27 protein-coding genes are annotated in these 24892 nt (G+C 38.8%); 14 read left to right on the forward strand and 13 right to left on the reverse strand.

Going from position 1 to position 24892, the window contains the following annotated elements:
- Positions 1-20: 20 nt before the first annotated feature.
- The gene (locus tag MKP09_RS09095) at positions 21-1145 is read right to left on the reverse strand and encodes a glycoside hydrolase family protein (RefSeq protein WP_240827402.1); all 1125 of its coding nucleotides are present in this window, start codon (positions 1143-1145) and stop codon (positions 21-23) included.
- A 427-nt stretch (positions 1146-1572) separates the two neighbouring features.
- Positions 1573-2460, reverse strand: a complete 888-nt coding sequence (locus MKP09_RS09100) for an AraC family transcriptional regulator (protein WP_240827403.1) — start codon at positions 2458-2460, stop codon at positions 1573-1575.
- Positions 2461-2618: 158 nt separating this feature from the next.
- On the opposite strand from MKP09_RS09100, the gene MKP09_RS25760 reads away from it, so the two are divergent.
- From MKP09_RS25760 to MKP09_RS09125, 6 genes are all read left to right on the forward strand, one after another.
- Positions 2619-2765, forward strand: a complete 147-nt coding sequence (locus MKP09_RS25760; protein ID WP_262915173.1) for an SDR family oxidoreductase — start codon at positions 2619-2621, stop codon at positions 2763-2765.
- A gap of 71 nt (positions 2766-2836) precedes the next feature.
- Positions 2837-3400: an SDR family NAD(P)-dependent oxidoreductase gene (locus MKP09_RS09105; RefSeq protein ID WP_262915299.1), complete on the forward strand. Its 564-nt coding sequence runs from the start codon at positions 2837-2839 to the stop codon at positions 3398-3400.
- 73 nt (positions 3401-3473) lie between these two features.
- Positions 3474-4694, forward strand: a complete 1221-nt coding sequence (locus MKP09_RS09110) for an enolase C-terminal domain-like protein (protein WP_240827404.1) — start codon at positions 3474-3476, stop codon at positions 4692-4694.
- A gap of 184 nt (positions 4695-4878) precedes the next feature.
- A complete protein-coding gene (locus MKP09_RS09115) occupies positions 4879-5079 on the forward strand; it encodes a hypothetical protein (RefSeq protein WP_240827405.1) in 201 nt (66 codons plus the stop codon).
- Complete coding sequence (locus MKP09_RS09120) at positions 5073-6521, forward strand: sodium:solute symporter (RefSeq protein ID WP_240827406.1); 1449 nt, start codon at positions 5073-5075, stop codon at positions 6519-6521. Before MKP09_RS09115 ends, MKP09_RS09120 begins: the two co-directional genes overlap by 7 nt.
- Positions 6522-6570: 49 nt before the next feature.
- Entirely contained in the window at positions 6571-7866 is a 1296-nt protein-coding gene (locus tag MKP09_RS09125) for an alpha-L-fucosidase (protein ID WP_240827407.1), read from the forward strand.
- A gap of 31 nt (positions 7867-7897) precedes the next feature.
- On the opposite strand, the gene MKP09_RS25765 is transcribed toward MKP09_RS09125, so the two are convergent.
- Complete coding sequence (locus MKP09_RS25765) at positions 7898-8029, reverse strand: hypothetical protein (protein WP_262915174.1); 132 nt, start codon at positions 8027-8029, stop codon at positions 7898-7900.
- A gap of 53 nt (positions 8030-8082) precedes the next feature.
- Here MKP09_RS25765 and MKP09_RS09130 point away from each other — a divergent pair, with 53 nt between their 5' ends.
- Positions 8083-8346 (forward strand): L-rhamnose mutarotase, encoded by a 264-nt coding sequence (locus tag MKP09_RS09130; protein WP_240827408.1) that lies wholly within the window; start codon positions 8083-8085, stop codon positions 8344-8346.
- Between the two features lie 185 nt (positions 8347-8531).
- On the opposite strand, the gene MKP09_RS09135 is transcribed toward MKP09_RS09130, so the two are convergent.
- The 5 genes from MKP09_RS09135 to MKP09_RS09150 all read right to left on the reverse strand — a co-directional run bounded on the left by MKP09_RS09135 (position 8532) and on the right by MKP09_RS09150 (position 12212).
- Positions 8532-8933: a hypothetical protein gene (locus MKP09_RS09135; protein ID WP_240827409.1), complete on the reverse strand. Its 402-nt coding sequence runs from the start codon at positions 8931-8933 to the stop codon at positions 8532-8534.
- A gap of 68 nt (positions 8934-9001) precedes the next feature.
- On the reverse strand, positions 9002-9175 hold the full coding sequence (locus MKP09_RS09140) for a hypothetical protein (protein ID WP_240827410.1): 174 nt from the start codon (positions 9173-9175) through the stop codon (positions 9002-9004).
- On the reverse strand, positions 9166-9948 hold the full coding sequence (locus MKP09_RS25770) for a 6-phosphogluconolactonase (protein WP_317235281.1): 783 nt from the start codon (positions 9946-9948) through the stop codon (positions 9166-9168). Before MKP09_RS25770 ends, MKP09_RS09140 begins: the two co-directional genes overlap by 10 nt.
- Positions 9945-10337, reverse strand: coding sequence for a 6-phosphogluconolactonase (locus tag MKP09_RS25775; protein ID WP_262915175.1), 393 nt, complete (start codon positions 10335-10337; stop codon positions 9945-9947). Before MKP09_RS25775 ends, MKP09_RS25770 begins: the two co-directional genes overlap by 4 nt.
- A 222-nt stretch (positions 10338-10559) precedes the next feature.
- Positions 10560-12212, reverse strand: coding sequence for a beta-N-acetylhexosaminidase (locus tag MKP09_RS09150; protein WP_240827411.1), 1653 nt, complete (start codon positions 12210-12212; stop codon positions 10560-10562).
- Between the two features lie 95 nt (positions 12213-12307).
- On the opposite strand from MKP09_RS09150, the gene MKP09_RS09155 reads away from it, so the two are divergent.
- On the forward strand, positions 12308-12772 hold the full coding sequence (locus MKP09_RS09155; RefSeq protein WP_240827412.1) for a nuclear transport factor 2 family protein: 465 nt from the start codon (positions 12308-12310) through the stop codon (positions 12770-12772).
- Between the two features lie 80 nt (positions 12773-12852).
- Here MKP09_RS09155 and MKP09_RS09160 read toward each other — a convergent pair whose 3' ends face one another.
- The 3 genes from MKP09_RS09160 to MKP09_RS09170 are packed head-to-tail and all read right to left on the reverse strand — an operon-like array spanning position 12853 to position 14958.
- Positions 12853-13752, reverse strand: coding sequence for a DUF4097 family beta strand repeat-containing protein (locus MKP09_RS09160; RefSeq protein ID WP_240827413.1), 900 nt, complete (start codon positions 13750-13752; stop codon positions 12853-12855).
- On the reverse strand, positions 13727-14419 hold the full coding sequence (locus MKP09_RS09165; RefSeq protein WP_240827414.1) for a hypothetical protein: 693 nt from the start codon (positions 14417-14419) through the stop codon (positions 13727-13729). The genes MKP09_RS09160 and MKP09_RS09165 overlap by 26 nt, the downstream gene beginning before the upstream one ends.
- Positions 14419-14958, reverse strand: coding sequence for an RNA polymerase sigma factor (locus MKP09_RS09170; protein WP_240827415.1), 540 nt, complete (start codon positions 14956-14958; stop codon positions 14419-14421). The genes MKP09_RS09165 and MKP09_RS09170 overlap by 1 nt, the downstream gene beginning before the upstream one ends.
- A 147-nt stretch (positions 14959-15105) precedes the next feature.
- On the opposite strand from MKP09_RS09170, the gene MKP09_RS09175 reads away from it, so the two are divergent.
- Positions 15106-16422, forward strand: coding sequence for a sensor histidine kinase (locus MKP09_RS09175; protein ID WP_240827416.1), 1317 nt, complete (start codon positions 15106-15108; stop codon positions 16420-16422).
- 76 nt (positions 16423-16498) lie between these two features.
- Here MKP09_RS09175 and MKP09_RS09180 read toward each other — a convergent pair whose 3' ends face one another.
- Positions 16499-17848, reverse strand: a complete 1350-nt coding sequence (locus MKP09_RS09180) for a hypothetical protein (RefSeq protein ID WP_240827417.1) — start codon at positions 17846-17848, stop codon at positions 16499-16501.
- A 396-nt stretch (positions 17849-18244) separates the two neighbouring features.
- Complete coding sequence (locus tag MKP09_RS09185; RefSeq protein WP_240827418.1) at positions 18245-18466, reverse strand: PspC domain-containing protein; 222 nt, start codon at positions 18464-18466, stop codon at positions 18245-18247.
- Between the two features lie 447 nt (positions 18467-18913).
- Here MKP09_RS09185 and MKP09_RS09190 point away from each other — a divergent pair, with 447 nt between their 5' ends.
- The 5 genes from MKP09_RS09190 to MKP09_RS09205 all read left to right on the forward strand — a co-directional run bounded on the left by MKP09_RS09190 (position 18914) and on the right by MKP09_RS09205 (position 24850).
- Entirely contained in the window at positions 18914-20212 is a 1299-nt protein-coding gene (locus MKP09_RS09190) for a 3-isopropylmalate dehydratase large subunit (RefSeq protein ID WP_240827419.1), read from the forward strand.
- Positions 20213-20250: 38 nt separating this feature from the next.
- The gene (locus MKP09_RS09195; protein WP_240827420.1) at positions 20251-21684 is read left to right on the forward strand and encodes an aconitase family protein; all 1434 of its coding nucleotides are present in this window, start codon (positions 20251-20253) and stop codon (positions 21682-21684) included.
- A 271-nt stretch (positions 21685-21955) separates the two neighbouring features.
- Complete coding sequence (locus MKP09_RS25780; RefSeq protein ID WP_262915176.1) at positions 21956-23305, forward strand: aconitase family protein; 1350 nt, start codon at positions 21956-21958, stop codon at positions 23303-23305.
- Positions 23277-24221, forward strand: coding sequence for an aconitase family protein (locus MKP09_RS25785; protein WP_317235203.1), 945 nt, complete (start codon positions 23277-23279; stop codon positions 24219-24221). Before MKP09_RS25780 ends, MKP09_RS25785 begins: the two co-directional genes overlap by 29 nt.
- A gap of 146 nt (positions 24222-24367) precedes the next feature.
- Positions 24368-24850, forward strand: a complete 483-nt coding sequence (locus tag MKP09_RS09205; protein ID WP_240827421.1) for a hypothetical protein — start codon at positions 24368-24370, stop codon at positions 24848-24850.
- Positions 24851-24892: the final 42 nt, after the last annotated feature.

Here is a 24892-nt window from a genome sequence, read left to right on the forward strand (position 1 = left end):
TAAATTTTACCAGTATAATCTTAAGATGTTTGTTTTAATGGTATCACCATATTCCAGGTCTTATCTACCTGGTACATACCAGGCCCTGTCCCGGTTGCGGCAAATAGGTGCGTAGGTTTTCCGTTTTCAAACAGCAAAAACGGACGTTCAAAATTTGCCATGTGAATGGTTTTCCCGTCATTCCATTTAATGTGGCGGGAATATGCTTTTACCGGATCGGATAATTTCCACTTAACACCATCATTCGAAGTTGCATGAATGCCTCCGCCTTCTTCTCCGCAAATATGGCCAAACCTGTCTTTCATAATTACCTCGTAATGATCGCCAGCCCACCACACAAATGGATCTTCCACATCGTTGTCGGGTTGATTACTATTATGAAAACTGAAAACAGGTTCTTCTGAAAGCCTGTTGTACGGGCCGTTATAGCCGTTTTTGCTTAAAGATGCGCCTAACAATAGCGGAGGCGTATGATTTTTTGCTGAAGATTTATACATCAGGTAAACATCTCCGTCAGGCTTTACAACAGGCGAAGGATTTGAAATAATGGAAGCATCCCAATTTCCAGGTCGGGGTTCCATGAGCGGTTTGTCAACTCTTTTCCATGGGCCGTTAATGGAAGAGGCAACTGCCAGTCCGGTTCTTTTATGCATCCACGCTTTGTGTGCTCTTCCGTCAGCCCAAATATTTTCTTTGTCTTGTGGAATGGGAAAATCGTAAGTAACGCCTACATAATATAGAAGATATTCATTTTTATAACGTGTAATCCTTGGATTAAAAGCGCCTTTGCCATCGAACCAATGTCCACCTCTCGGCGGAAGCACAACTTCTGCAAAACTATATGGTCCTTCAGGTTTATCAGATACAGCTCTCACTATTTCAGAATTCGTAACCCAGTTTCCAAAACCAATGTCTTTTGACCATCTCGAAGCAAACATGTGGTATTGTCCATCTTCGCCTTTTATAACTGCCGGATCCCAGATCCAATAGTCATTCATCATAAAACCGCCGCCAACAGGAGCCGGCAAGAGTCTGTCGATAAAGCTATCGCCCGGGTTGTTTAATCCATTTATAGGATTTGCACCTATTAACCCAGGGAGTATAACGCCTGTTGAAAGCAATTTTAAAAAACTATTTCTTTTCATTGATTTGCTAAGTTATATATTTCATTAGGAACTTTTTTATAGCCGGATGAAATCTATTTTTACTGTAAAAAATTATATCGACTGATTTAACCTTAATATGATATTCATAAAATTAGGTGCGATCAGTTCAGGCTTTTCATTCTTTTTATGATCCAAAAAAGAACCAGGATTTAAGGAAGATAGCATCGTGTTTTGCATCGTTCCGCCTCTATAACTATTGCCAACGACGTCGTTATTTTGACCTAATGCCGAAAGCGCTAAGAATGAAAATATGAGGCAATAATATGTTTTTTTCTTAAGCTTAAAATGTATAATATCATTTGTTCTAATTTCGTTTTGAAAGACTGCAATACTTTAATTAAAAGGATGAAGATATTACTACATTTATAAAGGGATATGGATTTTACTTTAAAATTAATGGACAATACTATTTAGATAGTACTCTTTGTCGATATGCTAATGGTGAGCTTCCAACGATCTTTTTAAAAACTCTTGAAAAATAGAATACATCATCATATCCGACTTGTGTTGAAATTTCGGCGATTTTAAAATCAGATTGTTTTAATAGCTGACAGGCAAATTGTATTTTTAAACGTATGAAATAATCAATAGGTGAGGAGCCGGTTTTGCTTTTGAATAATGCAGTAAAATGAGAGGCTGAAAGGTTTTGAGTTAAGGCTAAATCGTTTACTGACATAGAATGGTTAATATGAGCCTTCATATAAGCAATCGACTCTGTGACCGCATTTTTTGTTGGAACATAAGTTTCTATATTCACGGGGCAAAGAAAAAATGTGAGGAAACGGTAAAGACAGAGGTTAGCATAAGCTAAATGTTGTTCGCTATAACCGGCGTTTAATGCATAGTACATATCGTTCCATTGTTCAATAATTTGTTTGTCATATACTATTTTTGTGGGTATAGAATAGGTGTCTATATTTATCCATTTGTTTAAATTTTTAACCATATTTCCACTGAAATGTACCCAATAGATACTCCAAGGGTCTCTAACATCCGCTTGATACATATGCGATTTTCCTGCAGGTAAAATAAAAAACTGTCCGGCTTGTAGCACGTGATTTTTATCTTCTATTTGATAATGTCCTTTTCCGTCAATGCAATAAATTAATATGTTATCTGGGCAACCGTATGGTCTTTCTCTGTAATGGAATTTTGCCTTTGGAAAATATCCGATTTGCGTTATAAATAAATTGCCTAAAAACTGCTTTTTCCGTAGGTGATTGATCACTATCTCTCTTGGTATATTAATTTGCAGTTCTCCAGAAAATCCATCTTTTATTTTTAAACTCTTCATGACAGGTTCGTTGTATAAAATCGTTTTGACTAAGTTAGGCTAAATTTTGGAATCATAATTTAAAATACCGTAGCATAATCCATGTCTTACCGTCGATATTCCATATAATAGATAATTGATCGGCCCTACTTTTACCAATACAAAAAGCAACTTCATATATGCTACTGGAAAATAAAATTATTTTTTTAACTGGCGGTTCAACTGGTATCGGGCAACACTGTGCAATGGCTTATGCTAAAGAAGGAGCGAAAGTTGTGGTGTTTGCGCTGAACGAAATGGAAATCAATGAAACGCTTAAAAAATAGGGCCTGGCCATCTGGGAATAGCTGGAGATGTTAGTGGGGCCTGTGCTGTTAGAGATGCTATTCAACAAGCTCTGCATACCTACGGAAAAATCGATGCCATACATAATAATGCAGGTATCGCGCATCCTTCCAAACCCTTACATGAAACTTCTGAAGATGAGTTTGACCGTTTGGTGAATGTGAATATAAAAGGAATTTATAACACTACACTGCATGGTCTTGATGCGCTGAAAAAAACTTCCGGAACAATTCTTAACACCAGTAGTATTGTTGCAGAAATAGGGCAAGAACTACATGCTGTATATGCCGCTTCTAAAGGAGCCGTAAATGCGTTGACAAAATCCATGGCGTTGGATTATGCTCGTTATAGGATTCGCGTAAACGCTGTAGCGCCTGCTGGGGTATGGACGCCTATGTTGCGCTCATGGAGCCAAGATCAGCCGCAGCCCGAAATAATGGAAAAGTATCTGGATAATATTCACCCGATAGGTTATTGCCCGGAAGGGGATGTGGTTGCGGATGCTTGTGTCTTTCTTTTGTCTGCTAAAGCTTCCTTTATTACAGGGTGTATTCTTCCGGTAAGCGGAGGTGCCGAGTTGGGTTATCGGAATATTTCTGAAACTGCGGGAATATAGGATTCGCATGAGGAATAGCTGAAGAAGTCTCACACATATCTCATTTATTGTATCAGTTTTTATAAAAAATATAATGATTAAACGAATTGAAATTGCCGACAAAAGGTTTCCTCTATCGGTAGGTGCAGGAAGCGATGCCATACATAAAGATCCTGTGTACTCTTACGCTCAAACTCAATTGACAGATGACAATGGTATTACGTCCAGCGGATTGGCTTTTACTGTTGGTGCAGGTAACGAGCTGGTTTGCCAGGCTGCGAAATTTTATGCAGAAAAACTAAAAGATCGGGATATTGAAGAACTGATGAGCGATTTTGGCAGCTGGTTTAAAAGTTCATCCAACGAACAACAGTTTCGTTGGCTGGGGCCGCATAAAGGAGTGGTGCATTTAGGATTGGCTTCGGTAACCAATGCTTGTTACGATTTATGGGCAAAGAAAAGAGGTGTTCCTTTATGGAAATTATTGATTGATTTATCTGCCGAAGAAATTGTAAACACACTCGATTTATCTTATCTGGAAGATGTGCTTACGCGCGAAGATGCGATTGATTTATTGGAAGAACAACAAGCAACACGCCAGCAAAGAGAAGCAGTAATCAAATCCGGTTATCCAGGTTACGACACTTCGGTTGGCTGGTTTAATTACGATGATGAAAAAGTAAGAACCAATTGCAAAGCCGCTATTGACGCTGGTTTTACAGCCATGAAATTAAAAGTAGGCTCAACCGATCCGCAGCGCGATATTCGGCGCGCCAATATTGTAAGAGAAACGGCAGGCGATGATATAAAAGTAATGCTGGATGCTAATCAGCAATGGACTTTGCCGCAGGCTATTTCTATTTGCAACGAATTAAAAAAGATGAATCCTTATTGGGTTGAAGAACCCACGCATCCTGATGATGTACTAGCGCATCAAACATTGGCCGAAGCTATCAATCCGGTAAAGTTGGCGCTGGGCGAGCATGTGCCTAATCGCATTTTATTTAAAAACTATTTACAAACCGGTTGTGCAGGTTTTATACAGGTAGATGCGGTGCGCGTGGGTGGTGTTAGCGAGTTCATTACGGTAAGTTTATTATGCAAAAAATTTGGTGTTCCGGTGGTGCCGCATGTAGGCGACATGGGACAATTGCATCAGCATTTGGTATTGTTCAATCATATTGCAATGGGACATGAAGCTTTGTTTTTAGAGCATATTCCACATTTGAAAGAGCATTTTGTACATCCGGTTAAAATAGAAACTGGTGTTTACATAACACCCCAGGAAGTGGGAAGTAGTTGTGATTTAAAATAGGTTGCTATTTAAAGTTATAAATGATAAATATTACTTGCTCCTGTCATGTTAAATATAGAGCGTCTGTCAGGCTGAGCTCGCCGAAGCTCCTTACAGCGCCCCTTCGGCAAGCTCAGGGTGACAATCGACACGAGACATTTTATCATTTGACATGACACTACGTATTATCTAAAAATTCGAACACATGTTAAACAATTTAGATTTAGGGATAAGTATTTTTTATATCCTTGGTATTTTGGCTGTTGGTCTTTGGGCAGGTATCAGCCATCGCCGCAAAAGCAAGTCCAATGCGGCTGGCGACTATTTTTTGGCTGGTAAAAGTTTGAAATGGCCTGCTATTGGTTGGCCTTATTTGCCACTAATATATCAACGGTACACTTGGTAAGTTTGGCACAAAGCGGATTTGACACAGGCTTGCTAAATGGCAATTTTGAATGGATGGCAGCATTTACATTAATTCTGCTTGCCTTGTTTTTTGTACCCTTTTACATCAAATCGGGTGTAGCTACATTGCCAGATTTTTTAGAGAAGCGATACGATCGTTCAAGCCGTGATTGGTTAACGGTTATTTCAGTTATATCAGCGGTTATTATACACATCGCATTTTCTATGTTGGCAGGCGGTATTGTTTTAAAAACATTGTTCGGCTTAAATATGTATGTAAGCGTTATTGTTATTTGTATTATTACCGCTATTTATACCATCATTGGTGGTTTAAAAGCAGTGGTGGTTACCGAAAGCATACAAACAGTGGTGCTGTTAACGGGCGCTTTCATCATTAGTTATGCAGCGTTTCATCGTATGGGCGGGTGGCAACCAATGGTTGATGTGTTGCAGGCCAACAATCAAATGGATAAACTTTCGATGCTACGCCCTGCTGGCGATAGTAGCGGCATGCCTTGGTACACCATATTTTTAGGTTATCCCATATTGGGTATTTGGTATTGGTGTGCCGATCAAACTATTGTACAACGTGTATTGGGCGCTAAAGATGAAAACCATGCTCGTGTGGGGCCTTTGTTCTGTGGCTTCATTAAAATATTACCGGTATTTATTTTTGTGTTGCCAGGTTTGTTTGCTTATGCTTTATCAAAAACCGGTCATTTAGATGTGAGCAGTTTAGGTTTAAATGCAGCAGGGGAAGTAAACTCTAAAGGAATTTATACTTTAATGATTACCCAACTTTTACCCAGCGGATTAATTGGCGTATTGGTTGCAGCGCTTTTATCGGGTTTAATGAGCCAGGTTTCAGGAGCCTTAAATTCTATTGCTACCATGGTTAGCTACGATGTTTACAAGCGTTACAAACCCGAAACAACCGATAAAAAATTAGTGAACATAGGAAAAATATCAGCAGGTGTGGCTTTGGTTTTTTCTTTAGCCTTGTTGCCTTTATTAGATAGTTACGAAAGCATTTTTAATGGACTGAATGATATTATTGCACACATTGCACCACCCATTACCTGCGTATTTTTATTGGGTGTTTTTTGGAAAGGAGCTTCAGCGCCATCTGCAAAAATCACTTTATGGTTTGGCTCTCTTTTAGGTGTGGTTGTTTTTACAGTTAACAAAATATATCCAGATACAGTAATTGGTCAAATTCCATTTATGATGATGGCTTTTTACCTGTTCTGCGTTTGTGTGGTAATTCAAATTGTATGCTCCTTTATTTATCCCGTGCAGCATACTGTAGAAAGTGCTCAGTTATATTGGAAATCGCCATTAGAGCCTTTGCAAAGCCCCGGCTGGCGTGGCTTGGGCAATTACAAAGTGTTATCGTTTTTATTAATCGCCGTAATGGCAGTATTATATTGGGTATTTAAATAGAAATAATTGTTTTAAAAATATATTCTTACATAAAAAATAAATAACCACCATGAAACTATTTAATCTTGTATTAGTGTTTCTTATTTGCAGCCTGCAAATACAGGCCCAGATTAAAACCAAACCTGATGCATTAAACGAATTTATGCAGGATCGTTTTGGAATGTTTATTCACTGGGGACCTATAAGTTTGAGAGGTACGGAAATTGGTTGGAGCCGTGACAGAGATGTATCTAAAGAAGATTATGATCATCTATATAAAGAATTCAATCCGGTATTGTTCGATGCAGATGCCTGGGTGAAAACAGCTAAAGATGCAGGGATGAAGTATCTTACTATTACCGCCAGGCACCACGATGGGTTTTGTTTATGGCCCACAAAATTTACTGATTATAATATCATGAACAGCCCCTTTAAAAAGGATGTTGTAGGTGCGTTGAATGAAGCATGTAAAAAGCAGGGAATCAAATTTTGTATTTATTACTCTGTTCTTGATTGGTACCATCCTGACTATCCGATGCATTCACCTCATAACAATCCTAAGCCAGATCCAAAATCGGATATGAAGCGTTATGTACAGTTTATGAAAGATCAGTTAAAGGAATTGATTACAAATTACGATCCGTATATGCTTTGGTTTGACGGTGCATGGGAAAGCCCCTGGACAAATGAAATGGGGAAGGAAATGTACACATATCTTAAAAGCCTGAAACCGTCGCTTGTTATTAATAATCGATTAGGAAAAGAAATTGCTGGTGTTGAGAATAAAAATATAGATCATACACAAATGGTTGGTGATTACGATACACCTGAGCAAGCTGTCGGTAAAATGAATTTAGATGTACCTTGGGAAAGTTGTTTCACCATTTGTAATCAATGGGCATGGAAACCTAATGATAAAATGAAATCTCTTAAAGAGTGTTTAACTATCATTTCAAAAACATCCGGTGGAAATGGCAACCTCCTGTTGAATGTAGGGCCAATGCTAGACGGTAGGATAGAGCAGCGCCAGATTGGTCGCCTGAAAGAGATTGGTGACTGGTTAAAAATAAATGGGGAAGCTGTTTATGCTACAATGGGTGGGCCGTACGAACCGAATAAAAATTTTTCAACTACGCGTAAAGGCAATAAGCTTTATGTTCATATCTTAAATACCGATACATCTGCAATCGTATTAAAATCAATTCCTGATAGAAAGATTGTAAAATCTTATGTACTAAAAGGTGCTCCGATTAGTATTCAGCAAAGCGGAGATAATATTACCATTCCTATAGTAAAATCTGAGACACCTTATGTTGTTGTATTGGAGCTTGATAAAACAGCCGAAAAAATTCCTGTTATCAAATAAAAAACGCGAATGAAAAAATTTAACATCATCCTTATTCTGTCGCTGCTGTTATCAGCCTGTAGTTCTTCTGAATATAAAAAGATGCATCTACTACATCTGATATTGAAGCTGTTACTACTACGGATACAAGTAGCGCTGCTGTAAAGCGATTTGCAAGTATCACAGGATTAAAACCCGAGAAAGAAAAAAATACTACAGAGAACTACATGCAGCCGCATGGCCTGCGGTACTAAAAAAATCAAGGAATGTAACATTCGGAATTACTCTATTTACCTTAAAAAAATTGATAGTAAGACTTACTTGTTCAGCTATTTTGAATATACTGGGAACAACTTTGATGCAGATATGAAAAAAATGGCTGCAGATCCTAACACACAAAAATGGTGGAAAGAAACAGATCCGTGTCAATTGCCATTGCCTGATGCGGCCTCAAAAAATGAAATATGGAGCAGTATGGAAGAAGTATTCCATACCGATTAGAAAGTAGTAAAAAATAAAGCCGTTGAACATCTCAACGGCTTTTACTTTTATTATTTAAATTTTCATTTCAATAATTCCATCTTACAAAAGCTTCCATAGCGGCATAATGCGTAAGTCCAAGATCGGCGTAAATCTTAGCGGTTGCAGCATTTCTTTCTTCTGCTCTTTGCCAGAACTCTCGGTCATCACTGCCTTGGAAAGGCACAGTCTTTCTGCGATTGATGAATAAATACACCAAAACGTTTTTTTAATACTTGGGCAGGGCTCATCGGTATGGCCATTTCAATATCTTCAATATCCCATTCCTGCCATGCGCCCTTGTAAAGCCATAGCCAGCAGTCGTTGATCCATTCATCACCATCTGCTTTAATTCTTTGTAAGGCATTTAGTACTGCATTAAAACAAACAAGGTGTGTACCATGCGGATCAGCAAAATCTCCGGCACAGAACACCTGATGCGGCTTTACTTTGCGGAGTAGGTCCACCGTAAGTTGAATATCTGCTTCACCTAAAGGATTTTTTTCAATAGTACCTGTTTCATAAAATGGAAGGTTTTGAAAATGGATGTTGTTAGAATCAATACCCACATAGTTACAGGTAGCCTTAGCTTCACCACGGCGAATAAGACCCTTGATCTCGCGAATAGTAGGAGAGTCTACCTGACCTGGTTTTTTACCGGAAATATATTTTTTGCTTCGCTTAAAATCTGTCCTGGCTTGTCAGAATTGATCTCGGCGATGTCGTTAAACCCTACAGCAAAATCTAAAAACCTGGTTACAAATTCATCCGTAACAGCGATGTTGCCAGAAGTTTGATAAGCTACATGCACTTCATGGCCCTGATCGTGCAGGCGCTGGAATGTACCCCCATACTGATAATATCATCATCAGGGTGTGGAGAGAAAATGATACATCTTTTTGGATAAGGCTCCGATCTTTCGGGATGAGCTGGAATTACCGCATTGGGTTTGCCTCCAGGCCAGCCGGTAATGCTATCGCGCAGCATATAATAAACTTCCAGATTGATCTCGTATGCATCACCCTTTTCAACCAACAGGTCGCTTAAGCCATTGTCATTATAATCTTCATTGGTTAAACTCAGCACCGTTTTACCCAATTGAAGCGCCATATTTACTACTGCTTTTTTAATAGTTTTTGGTGTCCACTCACAATCGCCGGTAAGCCACGGTGATTTGGAACGCGTAAGTTGGGAAGCTGCTGCTTCATCAATCACAAAACTTACGTTGTCGTGGTTTTGCAAAAAAGATGCAGGAACTGTTTCTGTATCATCATCTTCTACCGCCTTTTTAACGGCAGCGGCTTTTGCCGGCCCCCACGCCATTAATATGATCTGTCTGGATTTTAGTATGGTGCTAATGCCCATTGTGATTGCCATGCGTGGCACTTCAGAAATATTGGCAAATTCATAAGCATTAGCCAGGCGCGTGCTATTAGTTAAGTTAACTAATCTGGTTCTGGTATAAATACCTGAACCAGGCTCATTAAAACCAATATGCCCATTGTTACCAATACCCAAAATTTGAAGATCAATGCCACCAGCATCATCTATTTCTTTTTCGTAAGCCGTACAAGCAGCTTTTATATCTTCTTTTTTATGTCCCCATTAGGAATATGAATATTCTCAGGTTTAATATCTACATGACTGAACAAATGCGTTTGCATGAAACGATTATAGCTTTGAGGAGCTTCTTTACTGATCGGGTAATATTCATCAAGATTGAAGCTAACTACATTGCTAAAGCTTAAGCCTTCTTCTTTGTGCATGCGCACCAGTTCGGCATATAAGGTTCGTGGGCTGGAGCCAGTTGCAAGTCCCAATACACAGTTCTTGCCTTCTACCTGCTTTTTCTTTATCAGATCTGCTATTGTTTTAGCAATGACCAATGATCCTGCTTTTACATCTGCCTGTATATTCACACTGATCTTTTCAAGACTGTCGATATGGGTACTTGAATTTTGTTTGTTATCCATTGTTCGGGTTTAAATAATTATTTTTCTTGTGCAGTATTAATTAAATATTTTATTGAACCGGCAGTAAATAAAAGGCTTCGGTATTGCCACGCTCGGTTCATCGTTCCGATTATAACTGATCCTATATAAACGACGCTACTTCGGCTACCAGTTCATGATCTGACGGAGACCGTCAGATCATGTAACTCCTATTCGCAATTTTTTTCCCTACTTGCCTTTCTTTTATTGTTTACCATAATAGTTTGTGCCCCAAAGGTCGTAACGCTTCTTTTGCTCCTCAAGGCGTTTGCTGAAATTCTCCCAGTTTTTTTCGCTTTGAGGCGTCCACAACACTTCACTCACAGCGGCAACGCGTGGGAAGATCATGTACTCAGCTTTTGAAGGATTGCTAACATACTCTGTCCACAAATTAGCCTGCCCGCCCTGTACATATTCTTTTTCAGTAGCAGTAAGTGCATCCGGATATATTTTCCAACTATATACTTTTTCAATGTCCAGATATCCTTTGTTATTGCTAATGGTAACAGAGTCTTCGTGCTTAGCCTGCTGATAATCTATATAAGCGTAAGTTGTCGGTGTCATGATTACATTGTGATGCTGTTTGGCAGCTTCAATGCCACCCTTTTCTCCGCGCCAGCTCATAACCCAGGCATTTGGTGCAAGCCCACCTTCCAATATTTCATCCCATCCTAATAATGTTTTACCTTTTGCGTTTAGATATTTTTCCATTCGTTGTACAAAATAGCTTTGCAGGTAATGTTCTGCTCTATGCGTTTTATCCGTTTTTATACCAAGGTCTTTTATTCTTTTTTGACAATTGGGGCAATATTCCCAGTTAATTTTAGGTGCTTCATCTCCGCCAATATGCACTATTTTAGAAGGAAATAAAGGAATTATTTCATCTAATACATTTTCCAAAAATTCAAAAGTGGTTTCTTTTCCTGCACAAAAAATATCATCGTAAACGCCCCAGCTTTGCATCACCTGCTTGCCACCCAACTCGCCAGCCCAGTATTCATCAGTATTGTCTCTGATGAAATAATCGTAAGTTGGTTTTTCCGGGAAGCAGCTTAAATAAGGATAAGCCGCAATTGCTGCGCCTCCGTGCCCGGGCATTTCAATTTCAGGAATAACAGTTATGAATCTGTCAGCAGCGTATTTTACTATTTCTTTTACTTGTTCCTGCGTATAAAAACCACCATATTTTTCATTTGTGTTTCCCGTACCTGGAAAGCGTCCGATGATCGTTCCGTTACGCCATGCACCAACTTCTGTCAGTTTTGGGTATTTTTTAATTTCAATTCTCCAGCCCTGGTCCTCTGTAAGATGCCAGTGGAAATAATTCATTTTGTGAAGCGCGATATAATCAATATATCTTTTTACAAAGTCAACCGGAAAAAAATGACGACCTACGTCCAGCATCAGGCCACGGTATTGTACCGTTGGGGCATCGGTAATGCTAACGGCGGGCACAACTAAAGAAGTTGACTTTTGAGTGGGAAGCAACTGTATAAGGGATTGAATACCATAAAAAGCACCAGGTGCTGTATTGCCTTTTATTACTATGCCATTTTTATCGGAGTTCAGTGTATATCCATCTTTCCGGCTATTGCCTGCCATAATTATAATACCTTTTTTGCCCGACGATTTCACTGGTAGAGAAAAACCGAAGCAGTTTTTAAGGTAATCATTTAGAAAGTTTGCGGATTTTATTTCATCTTTGGATTTGGCAACAATTACTGTTTTGTTTGAAATAGTGAAGGAGCCTGTTTTTTCAACAACGCTGGTAGGTTTAGGAATAATGTTTATTTCCTGAGCCGTCAATAACTGGCTGCAAAACAGCAGTGCAAATAAAAGCGATAGTAGTTTAAGCATAGCAAAGATTGTTTTAAGAAGGTGCCAAGATAAGTATTTTTACAGACGATGGTAGCACAAAAGCAGCGCAAACGATTGTCTTTTAAAAAGTTTATATGACAAACAAGCAACTGATAGAAAAATTTTATGAAGCCTTTAGCAGAAAGGATTTTGAAACGATGAATAGCTGTTACGCTGATGACATTGTATTTAGCGATCCTGTATTCGGCTTTTTACGTGGGGATGAAGTAAGAGCGATGTGGGAAATGTTATGCAAAAACGCAAAAGACTTCACGTTGACTTTTGATGAAATAACTGAGATCGACCATGAGTATATTACCTGCAAGTGGATTGCTTCTTATACTTTTAGCGGAACAGGGAGAAAAGTTGTTAATCGTGCGAAAGGGTTTATGAAAATAAATGACGGTAAGATCATTGAACATAGCGACGGTTTCAAAATGAGTACCTGGTTGGAACAGGCTTTTGGCCTTAAAGGAAAATTATTTGGCTGGACCAATTTTATGAAGCGTAAAGTGCATAAAAAGGCGCGAAAAAATTTAGAAGCGTTTATGAAAAGATAGTAGTGGCGCGTAAGGATGTAGTAAGTAAGTAGGTAATAATTAAAAGGTTCGTGTCCTCACGAACCGCACTGGAAAATGATTTACTTCAAAATCACATCTCCAAAGCTGCTGCTAATGGTTATAGGTACTTTACCCGATCCTTTGCGGCCGGAATAAACTTTGTCAAATGTTGGCCCGTATTTTTTTTCTTTTGTTTCATTAATAATTTCAACATTGCTACTATTTTTCACATTGCCAAAACTTGTATTGATCTTGAATGTAGCTTCTAAATCAGAGGATAGATCGAGAGAAACGTCTGAATAGGAAATCTTCATATCAAGCTTCGTTAAAGTTTTAAGCAGACCAAGTGTTGAGCCTTTACAGAAGTCTATCTTGCTACTGATGTTTCCGGATAAATTGTCTACTTTAAGTTTGGAATATGATATTTTAATGCGGCCATCGTTGATGGCTGTAGATGTAAGCGAGCCGAACTCAACATCAAGGTCTTTTGCATTGCGCAATTTACCTGTTGTTAATGCACCGAATGACTGGTTTACGTTTACTTCTCCTTCCCAATCAGGAATAACAGTGCTGCCAAATTCATTTTTGATCTCAAGCGGATTGCCTGCAGGCATGTGCACCACATAGTTTATCTCCATTTTTGAGTTTTTCGTTTTATTGTTGGAATTGGAGAATTTAGTTGTAAATGTTACCGGATTGCCATCACTACTTTCAATATTGATGTTGTCTAAAATCGATTGCGTAGCGTGATCATCTTTCGAAGAAGCAATGATCGTCACATCTACTTTAACTTCATTTCTATTCCAGTTATTAACTTCTACCTTTCCAAATTTGTTGGAGATTTTTACTTTTTGATTGCTACGAAGTGAATATGTTTTGCTGAAAGTTTTCCTTTTCTCCACGTTGTCTGCATGTGCAACTACTGTTGTTATTGCCAAAAGGCATAACAGCAGGCTACAGGTTTTTATAATCTTTATCATCTTTATTCTTTTTAGTATGTACTTCTTTTAAAATAGTCAATTGTTTATTCAAAAGGTCGGCTTGCATTTTTAAATTGCCGATCATTGCTTCCAGAAGCTTTTCGCTGTTTACACCATTTTTGAACTGCGCTTTTAGTGCATCGTACGAGGTTTCAAGCATTTCTATGTCTTTCGAAAATTCTTTATATAGTTCTGGTTCTGTTTTTTTCAACTCTTTCATTTGTCCCTGTTTTATTTCTATAAGCCGGGTGTAATGATATAATTCTTCTTCATTTGAGTTAGATCCTAAATCAGCCAGTTCTGTTTTTTTTCTATCCAGAAGGTCGTTAGTAACCGGTGTATCGATGTTTGTTGCAAGTTGTTTTTCTTCTTCTCTAAAAGGGATATTACTATCAACGGCTGGAAGGCTATCCGTATTTTCTAGAGCTAATTCAGTTGTTGTTGGCTCGCTATTATTAAGTATATAAAAAACAGTAGAAACTCCCAATATTATAACTGCAGCTGCTGCCACTTTCATCCATATTTTAATAGATATAACCTTTCCTGCCTGGCTAACGTTTTTATTATCAAGCCTCTTTTCGATACGTTGCCAAAGTGCATCTGAAGGTTTATGATCTTCAAACTCGTCTTTGCGATCTCTTATAAAATCTTCTATTTTCTTACTCATTACATTAAGTTTACAGCATCTATAACCTTTTTCCTGGCCCGGTGATAAATGGTTCGTACGTTACTATGAGAAATTTTTAATAATGCCGCTATTTCTTCTTGCTTCAACTCATCAACAACGAACAGGTTAAAGATCACCCGATAGTTTTCCGGAAGTTGTGCTATTGCTTTTTTGATCTTTTCAATATCTGCAGTAAAAGATTCTTCATCAAAAGCATGGTCGTCACCAGATTCGAGGTTTCCGGTTTCGGAATCCACCCATTGTATCTTTCTTTTGCGTAAAAGGCTGATGGATTTATTGATCACTATTCTTCTCAGCCAGCCCTCGAATGAGCTTCGATAAGTGAATTTTTCAAGGCTATTAAAAGCATCTATAAACGACTCTTGAACAATGTCTTCTGCATCTGCCAAATTGTTCAATACGCGCATACTGCTGTTGAGCATGCCTTTTGCATATCGATGATACACCTGGTGATAGGCTTTTCTATCACCTTCGCGGCATAATTCTACCTGTTCGTCCAATGCTATCTCCAACTCCAAGCTTTATATATTTGTTTGCTTATAAATAGTAATAGCAAAATACTGCAGAATGTTACACATTTGTATGAGTTTATTCAAAAAATCATAATAATTTACTGAAAACTAAAATATTAGACATGTAACTTTGTTGAAAGCTCTCAACTCATAATGAGAAACCAAAGAAACTTACTGCAACGATTTCTCGATATTGTTATCTGTATAGGTATACATCCTGATCTGCCATTGGTTGAATGTAGGCGGGTAAAGTTGCTTAATATTCTTGCATTATTGTGCATTCCGTTTTTTCTGGTTTATCCTGTAGTGAATATAGTACAGCATCGGTATTTTCTGGCCAGCCTTAATATTATTAATCTTGCTTCACTTTTTTTGTTTTTCGCAATGCATAAATACAGGTTCTATTTAAGTGCGAGGCTCATACGTATTGGTTTTTCCATCACACTGTTCACACTATCAGGAATTTTCTATCAAAGCGGCACCGAATATTGCCTTGTGGGAACGCTGGTTGTTACTCTTATGGTGTTTGATAATAAATGGCTGGTCGCAGGGTTAAGTATTTTAATAAGCATAGTAATTTTAAGTATTTTAATGCATCCTGTTATTTTGCCTGATGTCGAACCTGTTGTTGAAGGTCGCAGATATGCTACAATGATAATTTCATTGTTTTTTATTATAGTGACAATTGTTTTCTATAAATATATTCAATCCGATTATCAACAGGAAATTGAAAAGCAACAGCATGCTTTGATGGCTATGAACAAGGATAAAGAAAAATTATTCTCTATAGTTTCCCATGATATAAAAAGCCCATTGCTGATACTTGAAAATATGTTGGACATGTACCAGACAGGATTGTTACAGGAAAAAGATATGGTTGAAGCTACAGGGTCGCTGCGTAAGAAGGTATCACAATTAAATAGTACTGTTGAAACCCTATTAAGCTGGAGCTTGCTTGGCATGAATGGAATTCAAACACATCCTGCGCATTTTCAATTGCTAAAGCTTGTGAATGAAGTGGTGCAATTCTCGGAGTTTGCGGTACATCAGAAAAACGTAATTATTAACGTTCAGGTTGCCGAAGATGTTATGATTTTTGCCGACAGAGACCAATTGTCCATCGTCCTAAGAAATCTTTTTAGTAATTCATTAAAGTTTAGTTATCCTGGTAACCAGGTTGATATTTTCGCAATGAATGTTGATGGCGCAATTGTTATTTCAATAAAAGATTATGGTGTAGGAATAGAAGAAAGTGTGATGAATAAATTATTTGGCTCTCAACAGAATCCTGCTTATGGAACCAGTGGTGAAAGAGGTTCTGGGTTAGGATTACTATTATGTAACGAATTTATTAACCGAAATAACGGATCAATAAAGGTTGAAAGTTGTGTTGGTAAAGGAACTTGTTTTTCCGTTCACTTGCCTGCTCAGCAATCGCAATTAGCAGCTTTAGAATCTGTGGCCATTTAGTATCAAACAAAGTTTTCTGAATTATAAAAAAGCTGCCTACAACAGGCAGCTTCAGATATTTTCGTACCAAAAGAAATTATTGCTTTATAGCTTTCACCACTTTAGATGTGGTAGAACCGCCGTCCTTATCCACCTGAACAATACGTACAAAAAGAGTTTCGTTTTGATCGCCGATGCCGGCATCAGACTTCGTGCAGGAACTAATCGTAATTATAAATCCGGCAATCATAATTAAGGAAGCTATTATACGTTGTTTTCTATTGAATCCAATCATAAAAATGCCAAAACCTAACATAGACATACCCAATATTCCTGATTCCAAATTACCAGTGAATGAATATTGAAGTGTAGTATCATTATTACCGTTTGTGGCTTTTGAAATTACTGTTCCTATTTCTCTAAAGTTTTTCCCGTCGGTTGCTACTTCAACCTTAAAATGATCATTATTGGTTTCATTATCGGTAGACCAGGTCACGAAAAGTTGATCATTGCTTAACCTTGCCTCAATACTCCCAAAAGTTACTGGTAAACTAGTTGGATCTGGAATTGCAGAAGCAAAATCACCTCTTAAATGATTTTGACTAAGATATACTGATGTCGGTATATTGCTGGTAGCTAGATTATCAACGCTGCCGCTGGTCAGATTGAGTTGGCCATATTCCCCAGAATTAAACAAGGCGTATAATTTACCTGTCTGGTCAAAACCAACTCCTGCTAATTCCTGATCAGGAGTTTGATTGATTGTGTTACCAATTGATGTAAGAGTAGCAGTACCGCCGCTTGGCATAGATGCTACAACTGGAAATCCTACTACGTCAACTGATTGACCGGGAGTCGGCGATGGATCCTGGTAGTTGAAATAAGCATAAAGTTGCCCACTAACCGGGTCAATATCTATATCTTGAATACCACCATTGCTATAATTAAAATTGGGGTAGTTTTGATTAACATCCATCAAAAACCCATTCATCCCGGTTATAATTTTAGGATCACTGGAAATTAATTCATAGTAAGTGATGGCTGGGGCGATGGTAACGCCCGGTGTGGCCGGTAACGCAGCAACATTGCTAAGTTTGACTACAAAAGTTCTGACATCATCAGAAGTTAAGTTTAACGGTGTACCAAGTATTTGAGAACTTGCTACTTTATTTACACCACTTTGTTTTAAGCCTATAGTCATATATACATATGATCCGTCAGCAGTAACAGTACCTGCAGAAGCATTAACAAACTCAGCAATGCCACCACCGCCTGGAATTGCTGCACCTTGCCCGGTTACAGGCAATATGCCCAGGTTTACATAATTGCCATCCGCTCCGATCTTATAAAGGCTCACGTCATCAGTGATAACATTTGGTGTTCCGGGATCTTTATAACCAGCGCCGTAAAGTAGTTTGTCAGCACGATTTAATCCTATACCATTCACATTTGCTGGAAGAGCAATGGTTACACCGGCAATAAACGATGTGGGATTTGTGGGAGTAGTAGTAGTATATAAAGTGTAATTAGACGCGGAATTATTGCTGCCTGTTTTAGCTAATACAACATGAGTTCCGAATGGAAATGCCGTTTGGGCTAATACGGTATTAGAAAAAATGCAGCACTTATGATAAATAGCCCCGCAAAAATATTTTTAGGCATAGTTAGTGTTGTAAAGAGTAATAAAAGATTATTATCTCTACAAAGCTAATTTCACAAATACCTGCTCGTGGAAACATTCGATGAATACGAATGATGGATCGTTGAAACACCTGCCGTTGACGGTGAGTACAAATATTACTTACAACAAAATGCTACAAAGCTCACGTCAGAGCAATGTTTACTATAAATAGTACCAGGGATTTCTTTTAGAAGAAGAAATATAGTTCTTTATATTCTTCCAAAAAGCCAGCACCATATATATAATAATAGGAGAACCCATTGTCAGTACGGAAGAATATATAAAGTACTGCCGTATGCGGCTGGGTGAAATATTTAATTTATCACCAATAGATGAGCAAACACCAAAAGCATTCCACTCTACAAAACTTTTAAGGCGGTTCATACGTTCTAACATTGGTTTAACTACGCAAAAATATCATTTCCTGTGATAATTTCAACATATAATATAAACTTGAACACCTATTTTTTGTAAATTCGCACAATTGCTTATGAAGGTATTATTTACATAAAAAATATTTAAATGGCATTTGATCTCAATCTGATTATGAAAATTTACTCCCAATTTGAACAAAAAGTAAATGATGCTCGTTAGTTATTGCAACACCCCTGATCTTAACAGAGAAAATTTTACATCAATTAATGGTAACGTAATTTGTGTATCTATCGTTGGCTATGAACGGTAAGAATATGTATATTTTGCTCTGTACGGAGTGGGTCTGCAAGAGGTAACAGCTCAAATGAAATAATTAGAAGGATACAATCTGGTAAATAAATAGTGGCAGTACCAGTAATAAAAAAACTGCCTTTGACACTTGAAAAGACGTCTTTTATGAACATTTATAAGGATTACATTAAGGAAATTGAAGAAAGAAAAGTACAGGGGCTTCACCCGAAGCCAATTGATAGTGCCGATTTGTTAAGCGAAATCATTACGCTAATTAAAGATTCGGGTAACGAACATCGGAAGGATGCACTGCAATTTTTTATTTACAATACTTTGCCGGGAACTACAAGTGCTGCGGGTGCGAAGGCTCAATTTTTAAAAGAAATTATTCTCGGTGAGTCTGTATTAGAAGAAATATCGCCAGCTTTTGCTTTTGAACTATTATCGCATATGAAAGGCGGACCTTCAATTGAAGTGCTGCTAGATTTGGCATTAGGTACCGATATGACTGGTGCGAAACAAGCTGCAAGCGTTCTTAAAACACAAGTGTTTCTTTATGATGCGGATATAGATCGTTTAAAGGAGGCGTTTAAAAACGATAACGTTATTGCGAAAGAAATTCTTGAAAGCTACGCACAGGCTGAGTTTTTTACTAAATTACCAGAAGTGCCTGAAGAAATTAAGATCGTTACGTATATCGCTGGTGAAGGAGATATTTCTACCGATTTACTTTCTCCTGGCAACCAGGCTCATTCCAGATCGGACCGTGAGTTGCATGGTAAATGTATGATTACACCTCAAGCGCAAGAGGAAATAAAAGCCTTGCAGGCACAACATCCTGATACGAGTGTGATGTTGATCGCCGAGAAAGGTACCATGGGCGTGGGTTCGTCAAGAATGTCTGGCGTAAACAACGTGGCGCTTTGGACGGGTAAACAGGCAAGCCCCTATGTTCCTTTTGTCAATATTGCGCCAATCGTTGGTGGTACAAATGGTATTTCTCCGATCTTCCTTACAACGGTTGACGTTACCGGCGGTATTGGTATCGATCTTAAAAACTGGGTTAAGGAAACCGATGCAAGTGGTAACGTTGTTCGCAATGAGAATGGAGAACCTGTTTTGGAGGAAGTTTATTCGGTGGCTACTGGCACGGTGCTGACCATTAATACAAAGAAGAAAAAACTTTATAATGGCGATAAGGAGTTAATTGACATTTCAAAGGCACTTACTCCTCAAAAAATGGAATTTATAAAAGCCGGAGGTTCTTATGCTATTGTATTCGGCAAAAAGATCCAAACAGTTGCAGCAAAGATTTTGGAAATTGAAGCACCCACTGTATTCGCTCCTTCAAAAGAAATCACACACGAGGGGCAAGGCCTTACGGCAGTAGAAAAATATTTAACAGAAACGCTGTTGGCATCACTGCTGGCAAAGTATTACATGCCGGCTCGGATGTTCGTGTAGAAGTAAACATCGTTGGTTCGCAAGATACGACCGGTTTGATGACGGCTCAGGAATTGGAGTCGATGGCTGCAACAGTAATTTCTCCAATCGTTGACGGTGCGTACCAATCGGGTTGTCACACGGCTTCGGTATGGGATAAGAAAGCCCAGGCAAACATTCCAAAGCTCATGAAGTTTATGAATGAGTTTGGCCTTATCACTGCCCGCGATCCGAAAGGTGAATATCACTCGATGACAGATGTTATTCACAAAGTGTTGAATGATATTACCGTGGATGAGTGGGCCATTATCATAGGCGGCGACTCACACACAAGAATGTCTAAAGGGGTAGCTTTTGGGGCTGACTCAGGAACAGTGGCGCTTGCACTTGCCACAGGAGAAGCATCCATGCCTATTCCGGAATCAGTAAAAGTAACCTTCAAAGGTGAAATGAAAGATCACATGGATTTTCGTGATGTGGTTCATGCTACACAATCTCAGATGCTTAAACAATTTGGTGGAGAGAATGTATTTCAGGGTAGAATCATTGAAGTTCACATCGGAACGCTTCCTGCTGATCAAGCCTTCACTTTTACAGATTGGACCGCAGAGATGAAAGCGAAAGCTTCTATCAATATCTCAGAGGATGACACCCTGATTGAATCACTGGAGATTGCCAAAGGCAGAATTCAGATTATGATTGATAAAGGCATGGATAACCACAGGCAGGTTCTACAAGGGTTAATAAATAAAGCTGATAAGAGAATAGCAGAGATTAAGTCGGGTGAGAAGCCTGCATTAACTCCTGATGAAAATGCAAAGTATTACGCCGAAGTGGTGATTGATCTTGATTTGATTGAAGAGCCAATGATTGCGGATCCTGATGTCAACAATGAAGATGTTTCTAAGCGATATACGCATGATACGATTCGGGAGCTTTCTTATTATGAAGGACAGAAAAAAGTAGATCTTGGTTTTGTCGGCTCTTGCATGGTGCATAAAGGAGATTTGAAAATTGTTTCTCAAATGCTTAAAAACATCGAGCAACAACAAGGCAAGGTTGAGTTTCATGCTCCACTAGTTGTGGCAGCACCTACTTATAATATCATTGATGAATTGAAAGAAGAAGGAGATTGGGATCTGTTACAAAAGTATTCTGGCTTTGAGTTTAGCGACCTTTTACCTAAAAATACAGCCCGTACAGAATATGAGAATATGATGTATCTGGAGCGCCCGGGTTGTAACCTTTGCATGGGCAATCAGGAAAAAGCTGCTAAAGGCGATACCGTGATGGCCACTTCAACGCGTCTTTTCCAGGGAAGAGTTGTAGAAGATTCAGAACGTAAAAAAGGAGAGTCTTTGCTTGCATCCACACCTGTCGTAGTTTTATCTGCGATACTTGGCCGCATTCCTAACATGGAGGAATATAAAGCTGCGGTAGTTGGTATTGATCTGACTAAGTTTGCGCCGCCTCATAAACAATTAAGCATGTAGTTTCAATCTACATTCGATATATATTTTGACCCCATTCGGCAACTTGCTGAATGGGGTTTCTTTTTCGTCGTTCCGACCGAAGTTTTGCCTCAAGCAAAACGAGCGGAGGAATCTCCGCAACTGCGTTTGTTTAGGAGATTGCTCGGCTTCACTACGTTGCGCTCGCAATGACGGCTCAGTATTTTTCATTATTGTTTTCTCTATCCTACAATCCTTAACTTTGGTCAACAGGAAAGCTTGATTTTTTTAGAACAAAAAAATAATAATAGTTATGGCATTCGATCTCGATCTGATTAAGAAAACTTATTCCGAATTTGAACAAAAAGTAAATGATGCACGCCAGTTAATCGGCCGTCCTTTAACTTTTACAGAAAAAATATTATATGCGCATCTTACCAATCCTGCAACCAGGGCGTATGAGCGTGGTGCAGATTATGTAGATTTTGCGCCAGACCGCGTGGCTATGCAGGATGCAACAGCTCAAATGGCGTTGTTGCAGTTTATGCAAGCGGGTAGGGATAAAGTTGCTGTTCCATCAACGGTGCATTGTGATCACCTTATTATGGCAGAAACCGGTGCAGCAGCCGATTTGAAGCAGGCCAATACAGAAAGCAAAGAAGTTTTTGATTTCCTTGCTTCAGTATCTAATAAATATGGCATAGGCTTTTGGAAACCTGGCGCTGGCATCATTCATCAGGTAGTGTTAGAAAATTATGCTTTTCCGGGTGGAATGATGATCGGTACAGATAGTCACACAGTAAATGCAGGTGGTTTAGGAATGGTGGCTATTGGTGTTGGTGGTGCAGATGCCTGCGATGTGATGGCCGGTTTACCATGGGAACTCAAAATGCCCAAACTGATAGGTGTAAAACTAACAGGGAAATTGAATGGCTGGGCAGCACCAAAAGATATTATTCTGAAAGTTGCTGGTATTTTAACGGTGAAAGGCGGTACTGGCTGTATTGTCGAATATTTTGGCGAAGGTGCTATTTCTTTAAGCTGTACCGGAAAAGGTACTATATGTAATATGGGTGCTGAAATTGGTGCTACTACTTCTACTTTCGGTTATGATGAAAGTATGAGCCGATATTTAAAAGCGACAGGACGTGAAGAAATTGCAACTTTAGCCGATGGTATTGCACAACATCTTACAGCTGATGCTGAAGTGTATGCTGATCCTGAAAAATATTTCGATCAGTTAATTGAAATTAATTTAGATGAATTAGAACCGCATTTGAATGGGCCGTTTACGCCGGATTTAGCTACGCCAATTTCTAAAATGAAAGAAGTAGCTGCCGCTAACGACTGGCCAACCAAAGTTGAAGTGGGTTTGATCGGTAGCTGTACCAACTCTTCTTATGAAGATATCAGCCGGGCAGTTTCACTAGCTAAACAGGTAAGTGAAAAAGGCTTGAAAACTAAAGCGGAATTTACCATCACACCTGGCTCTGAGCAGGTGCGTTTCACAATTGCTCGTGATGGTTTCTTAGATACTTTCGAAAAAATAGGAGCAACTGTATTTGCCAATGCCTGCGGCCCTTGCATCGGAATGTGGAACAGGGTAGGAGCTGAGAAAAAGAAAAAATACGATTGTGCATTCTTTCAACAGAAACTTTGCTAAACGTGCAGATGGCAACCCGAATACTTACGCATTTGTGGCTTCGCCGGAGTTAGTAACTGCTTTAGCCATAGCCGGTGATCTTACTTTTAATCCGATTACTGATACATTAATAAACGAAAAAGGAGAAACCGTAAAATTAGATCCGCCAACAGGCGTTGAATTGCCTGCAAAAGGATTTGCGGTTGACGATCCGGGTTATCAGGCGCCAGCTGCCGATGGTAGCAATGTTCAGGTTATCGTTTCGCCTGAAAGCAAACGCCTTCAATTATTGGATCCATTTGCGGCTTGGGAAGGTACTGACTTGAAAGGTTTGAAATTATTGATCAAAGCGAAAGGAAAATGTACTACCGATCATATTTCTATGGCCGGGCCCTGGTTGAAATTTCGCGGGCATCTTGATAATATTTCTAATAATATGTTGATTGGTGCGGTGAATTTTTTCAACGAAAAAACAGATAATATTAAAAATCAATTAACGGGCGAATACGGAACTGTTCCAACCACACAACGTTCCTATAAAGCTGCCGGAGTTGGAACAATTGTGGTTGGCGATGAAAACTATGGCGAAGGAAGCAGCCGCGAACACGCTGCTATGGAGCCGCGTCATTTAGGTGTACGGGCTGTATTGGTTAAATCTTTTGCACGTATTCACGAAACCAATCTGAAGAAACAAGGGATGTTAGCGCTTACGTTTGTTAATAAAGACGATTATGATAAAATTCAGGAAGATGATTCGATCGATATAATTGGCCTTACTGAATTTGCTCCTGGTAAATCATTAACATTGGTATTACATCATGCCGATGGAACCAGCGAGAATATAGAAGTAAACCACACTTACAACGATCAGCAGATTGAGTGGTTTAAAGCCGGCGCTGCTTTAAATATAATCCGCAAACAATTTTCAGCTAATTAAAATAATCAGTTTGAATAAATTGAATAGCCGATCCTAATGGATTGGCTATTTTTTTGAAATATGTTGCGAGTTGATTTTCTTTTCCGTCTAAAAAACAAACCGATAATTATGAAAAAAGTATTACTTACCTGTTAATCTCATGTATTATGTTTGCTGCTTGCAAAAAAGAAGCAGGAGAACAAGGCTACACATCTACTACGGCGTATAAGAATACTTTAAATGTTCCTGTTGAAATATTAAGTGGGACTGTTCTTGAAACCAGAGAAGGAAAAGACACCATAGTCTTTGCGAAAGAAGGTATTAAAATAAAAGCTGGGGAAACTGTAGAGTATTCTCATTTTGTCTGTTTGACTAATTGTCCCATGGTCTACTATGATGCAGTAGCAAATGATTATCCAGTTACCCCATCTGCTTTCAGTAAAATGATTGTTGGTAGTAAGGAAAAAATTGATACACTGTGTGGGTATTATTATTCGCTTTTTCCTGACGACGCAAGGCTTGCGATATGTAATGTTGATGCCGCTAATTTATTAAACAACGCGCAGTGGAATGAGACAAAGGACAAAGCCGGGAATCTTATCAGGCGAGAATATGTGATTGATGCAGATGATTTGGCGGAAACGAAATGATACACATGAAAATGCCACGAACGCACGAATTAAAAGTTGTTA

The organism is Paraniabella ginsengisoli (assembly GCF_022513635.1).
GTDB classification, from domain to species: Bacteria; Bacteroidota; Bacteroidia; order Chitinophagales; family Chitinophagaceae; genus Niabella; species Niabella ginsengisoli.

Excerpts from the sequence above, each read along its gene's own strand:
- MKP09_RS09175 (WP_240827416.1), top strand. The coding sequence starts at position 15,106 with ATGAGAAACCAAAGAAACTTACTGCAACGATTTCTCGATATTGTTATC.
- MKP09_RS09165 (WP_240827414.1), bottom strand. The coding sequence starts at position 14,419 with ATGAGTAAGAAAATAGAAGATTTTATAAGAGATCGCAAAGACGAGTTT.
- MKP09_RS09205 (WP_240827421.1), top strand. The coding sequence starts at position 24,368 with ATGTTTGCTGCTTGCAAAAAAGAAGCAGGAGAACAAGGCTACACATCT.
- MKP09_RS09190 (WP_240827419.1), top strand. The coding sequence starts at position 18,914 with ATGAACATTTATAAGGATTACATTAAGGAAATTGAAGAAAGAAAAGTA.
- MKP09_RS09160 (WP_240827413.1), bottom strand. The coding sequence starts at position 13,752 with ATGATAAAGATTATAAAAACCTGTAGCCTGCTGTTATGCCTTTTGGCA.
- MKP09_RS25780 (WP_262915176.1), top strand. The coding sequence starts at position 21,956 with ATGGCATTCGATCTCGATCTGATTAAGAAAACTTATTCCGAATTTGAA.
- MKP09_RS09150 (WP_240827411.1), bottom strand. The coding sequence starts at position 12,212 with ATGCTTAAACTACTATCGCTTTTATTTGCACTGCTGTTTTGCAGCCAG.
- MKP09_RS09115 (WP_240827405.1), top strand. The coding sequence starts at position 4,879 with ATGTTAAACAATTTAGATTTAGGGATAAGTATTTTTTATATCCTTGGT.
- MKP09_RS09110 (WP_240827404.1), top strand. The coding sequence starts at position 3,474 with ATGATTAAACGAATTGAAATTGCCGACAAAAGGTTTCCTCTATCGGTA.
- MKP09_RS25775 (WP_262915175.1), bottom strand. The coding sequence starts at position 10,337 with ATGGATAACAAACAAAATTCAAGTACCCATATCGACAGTCTTGAAAAG.
- MKP09_RS09125 (WP_240827407.1), top strand. The coding sequence starts at position 6,571 with ATGAAACTATTTAATCTTGTATTAGTGTTTCTTATTTGCAGCCTGCAA.
- MKP09_RS09130 (WP_240827408.1), top strand. The coding sequence starts at position 8,083 with ATGGCCTGCGGTACTAAAAAAATCAAGGAATGTAACATTCGGAATTAC.
- MKP09_RS09155 (WP_240827412.1), top strand. The coding sequence starts at position 12,308 with ATGACAAACAAGCAACTGATAGAAAAATTTTATGAAGCCTTTAGCAGA.
- MKP09_RS09095 (WP_240827402.1), bottom strand. The coding sequence starts at position 1,145 with ATGAAAAGAAATAGTTTTTTAAAATTGCTTTCAACAGGCGTTATACTC.
- MKP09_RS09100 (WP_240827403.1), bottom strand. The coding sequence starts at position 2,460 with ATGAAGAGTTTAAAAATAAAAGATGGATTTTCTGGAGAACTGCAAATT.
- MKP09_RS09195 (WP_240827420.1), top strand. The coding sequence starts at position 20,251 with ATGACGGCTCAGGAATTGGAGTCGATGGCTGCAACAGTAATTTCTCCA.
- MKP09_RS09185 (WP_240827418.1), bottom strand. The coding sequence starts at position 18,466 with ATGAACCGCCTTAAAAGTTTTGTAGAGTGGAATGCTTTTGGTGTTTGC.
- MKP09_RS25760 (WP_262915173.1), top strand. The coding sequence starts at position 2,619 with ATGCTACTGGAAAATAAAATTATTTTTTTAACTGGCGGTTCAACTGGT.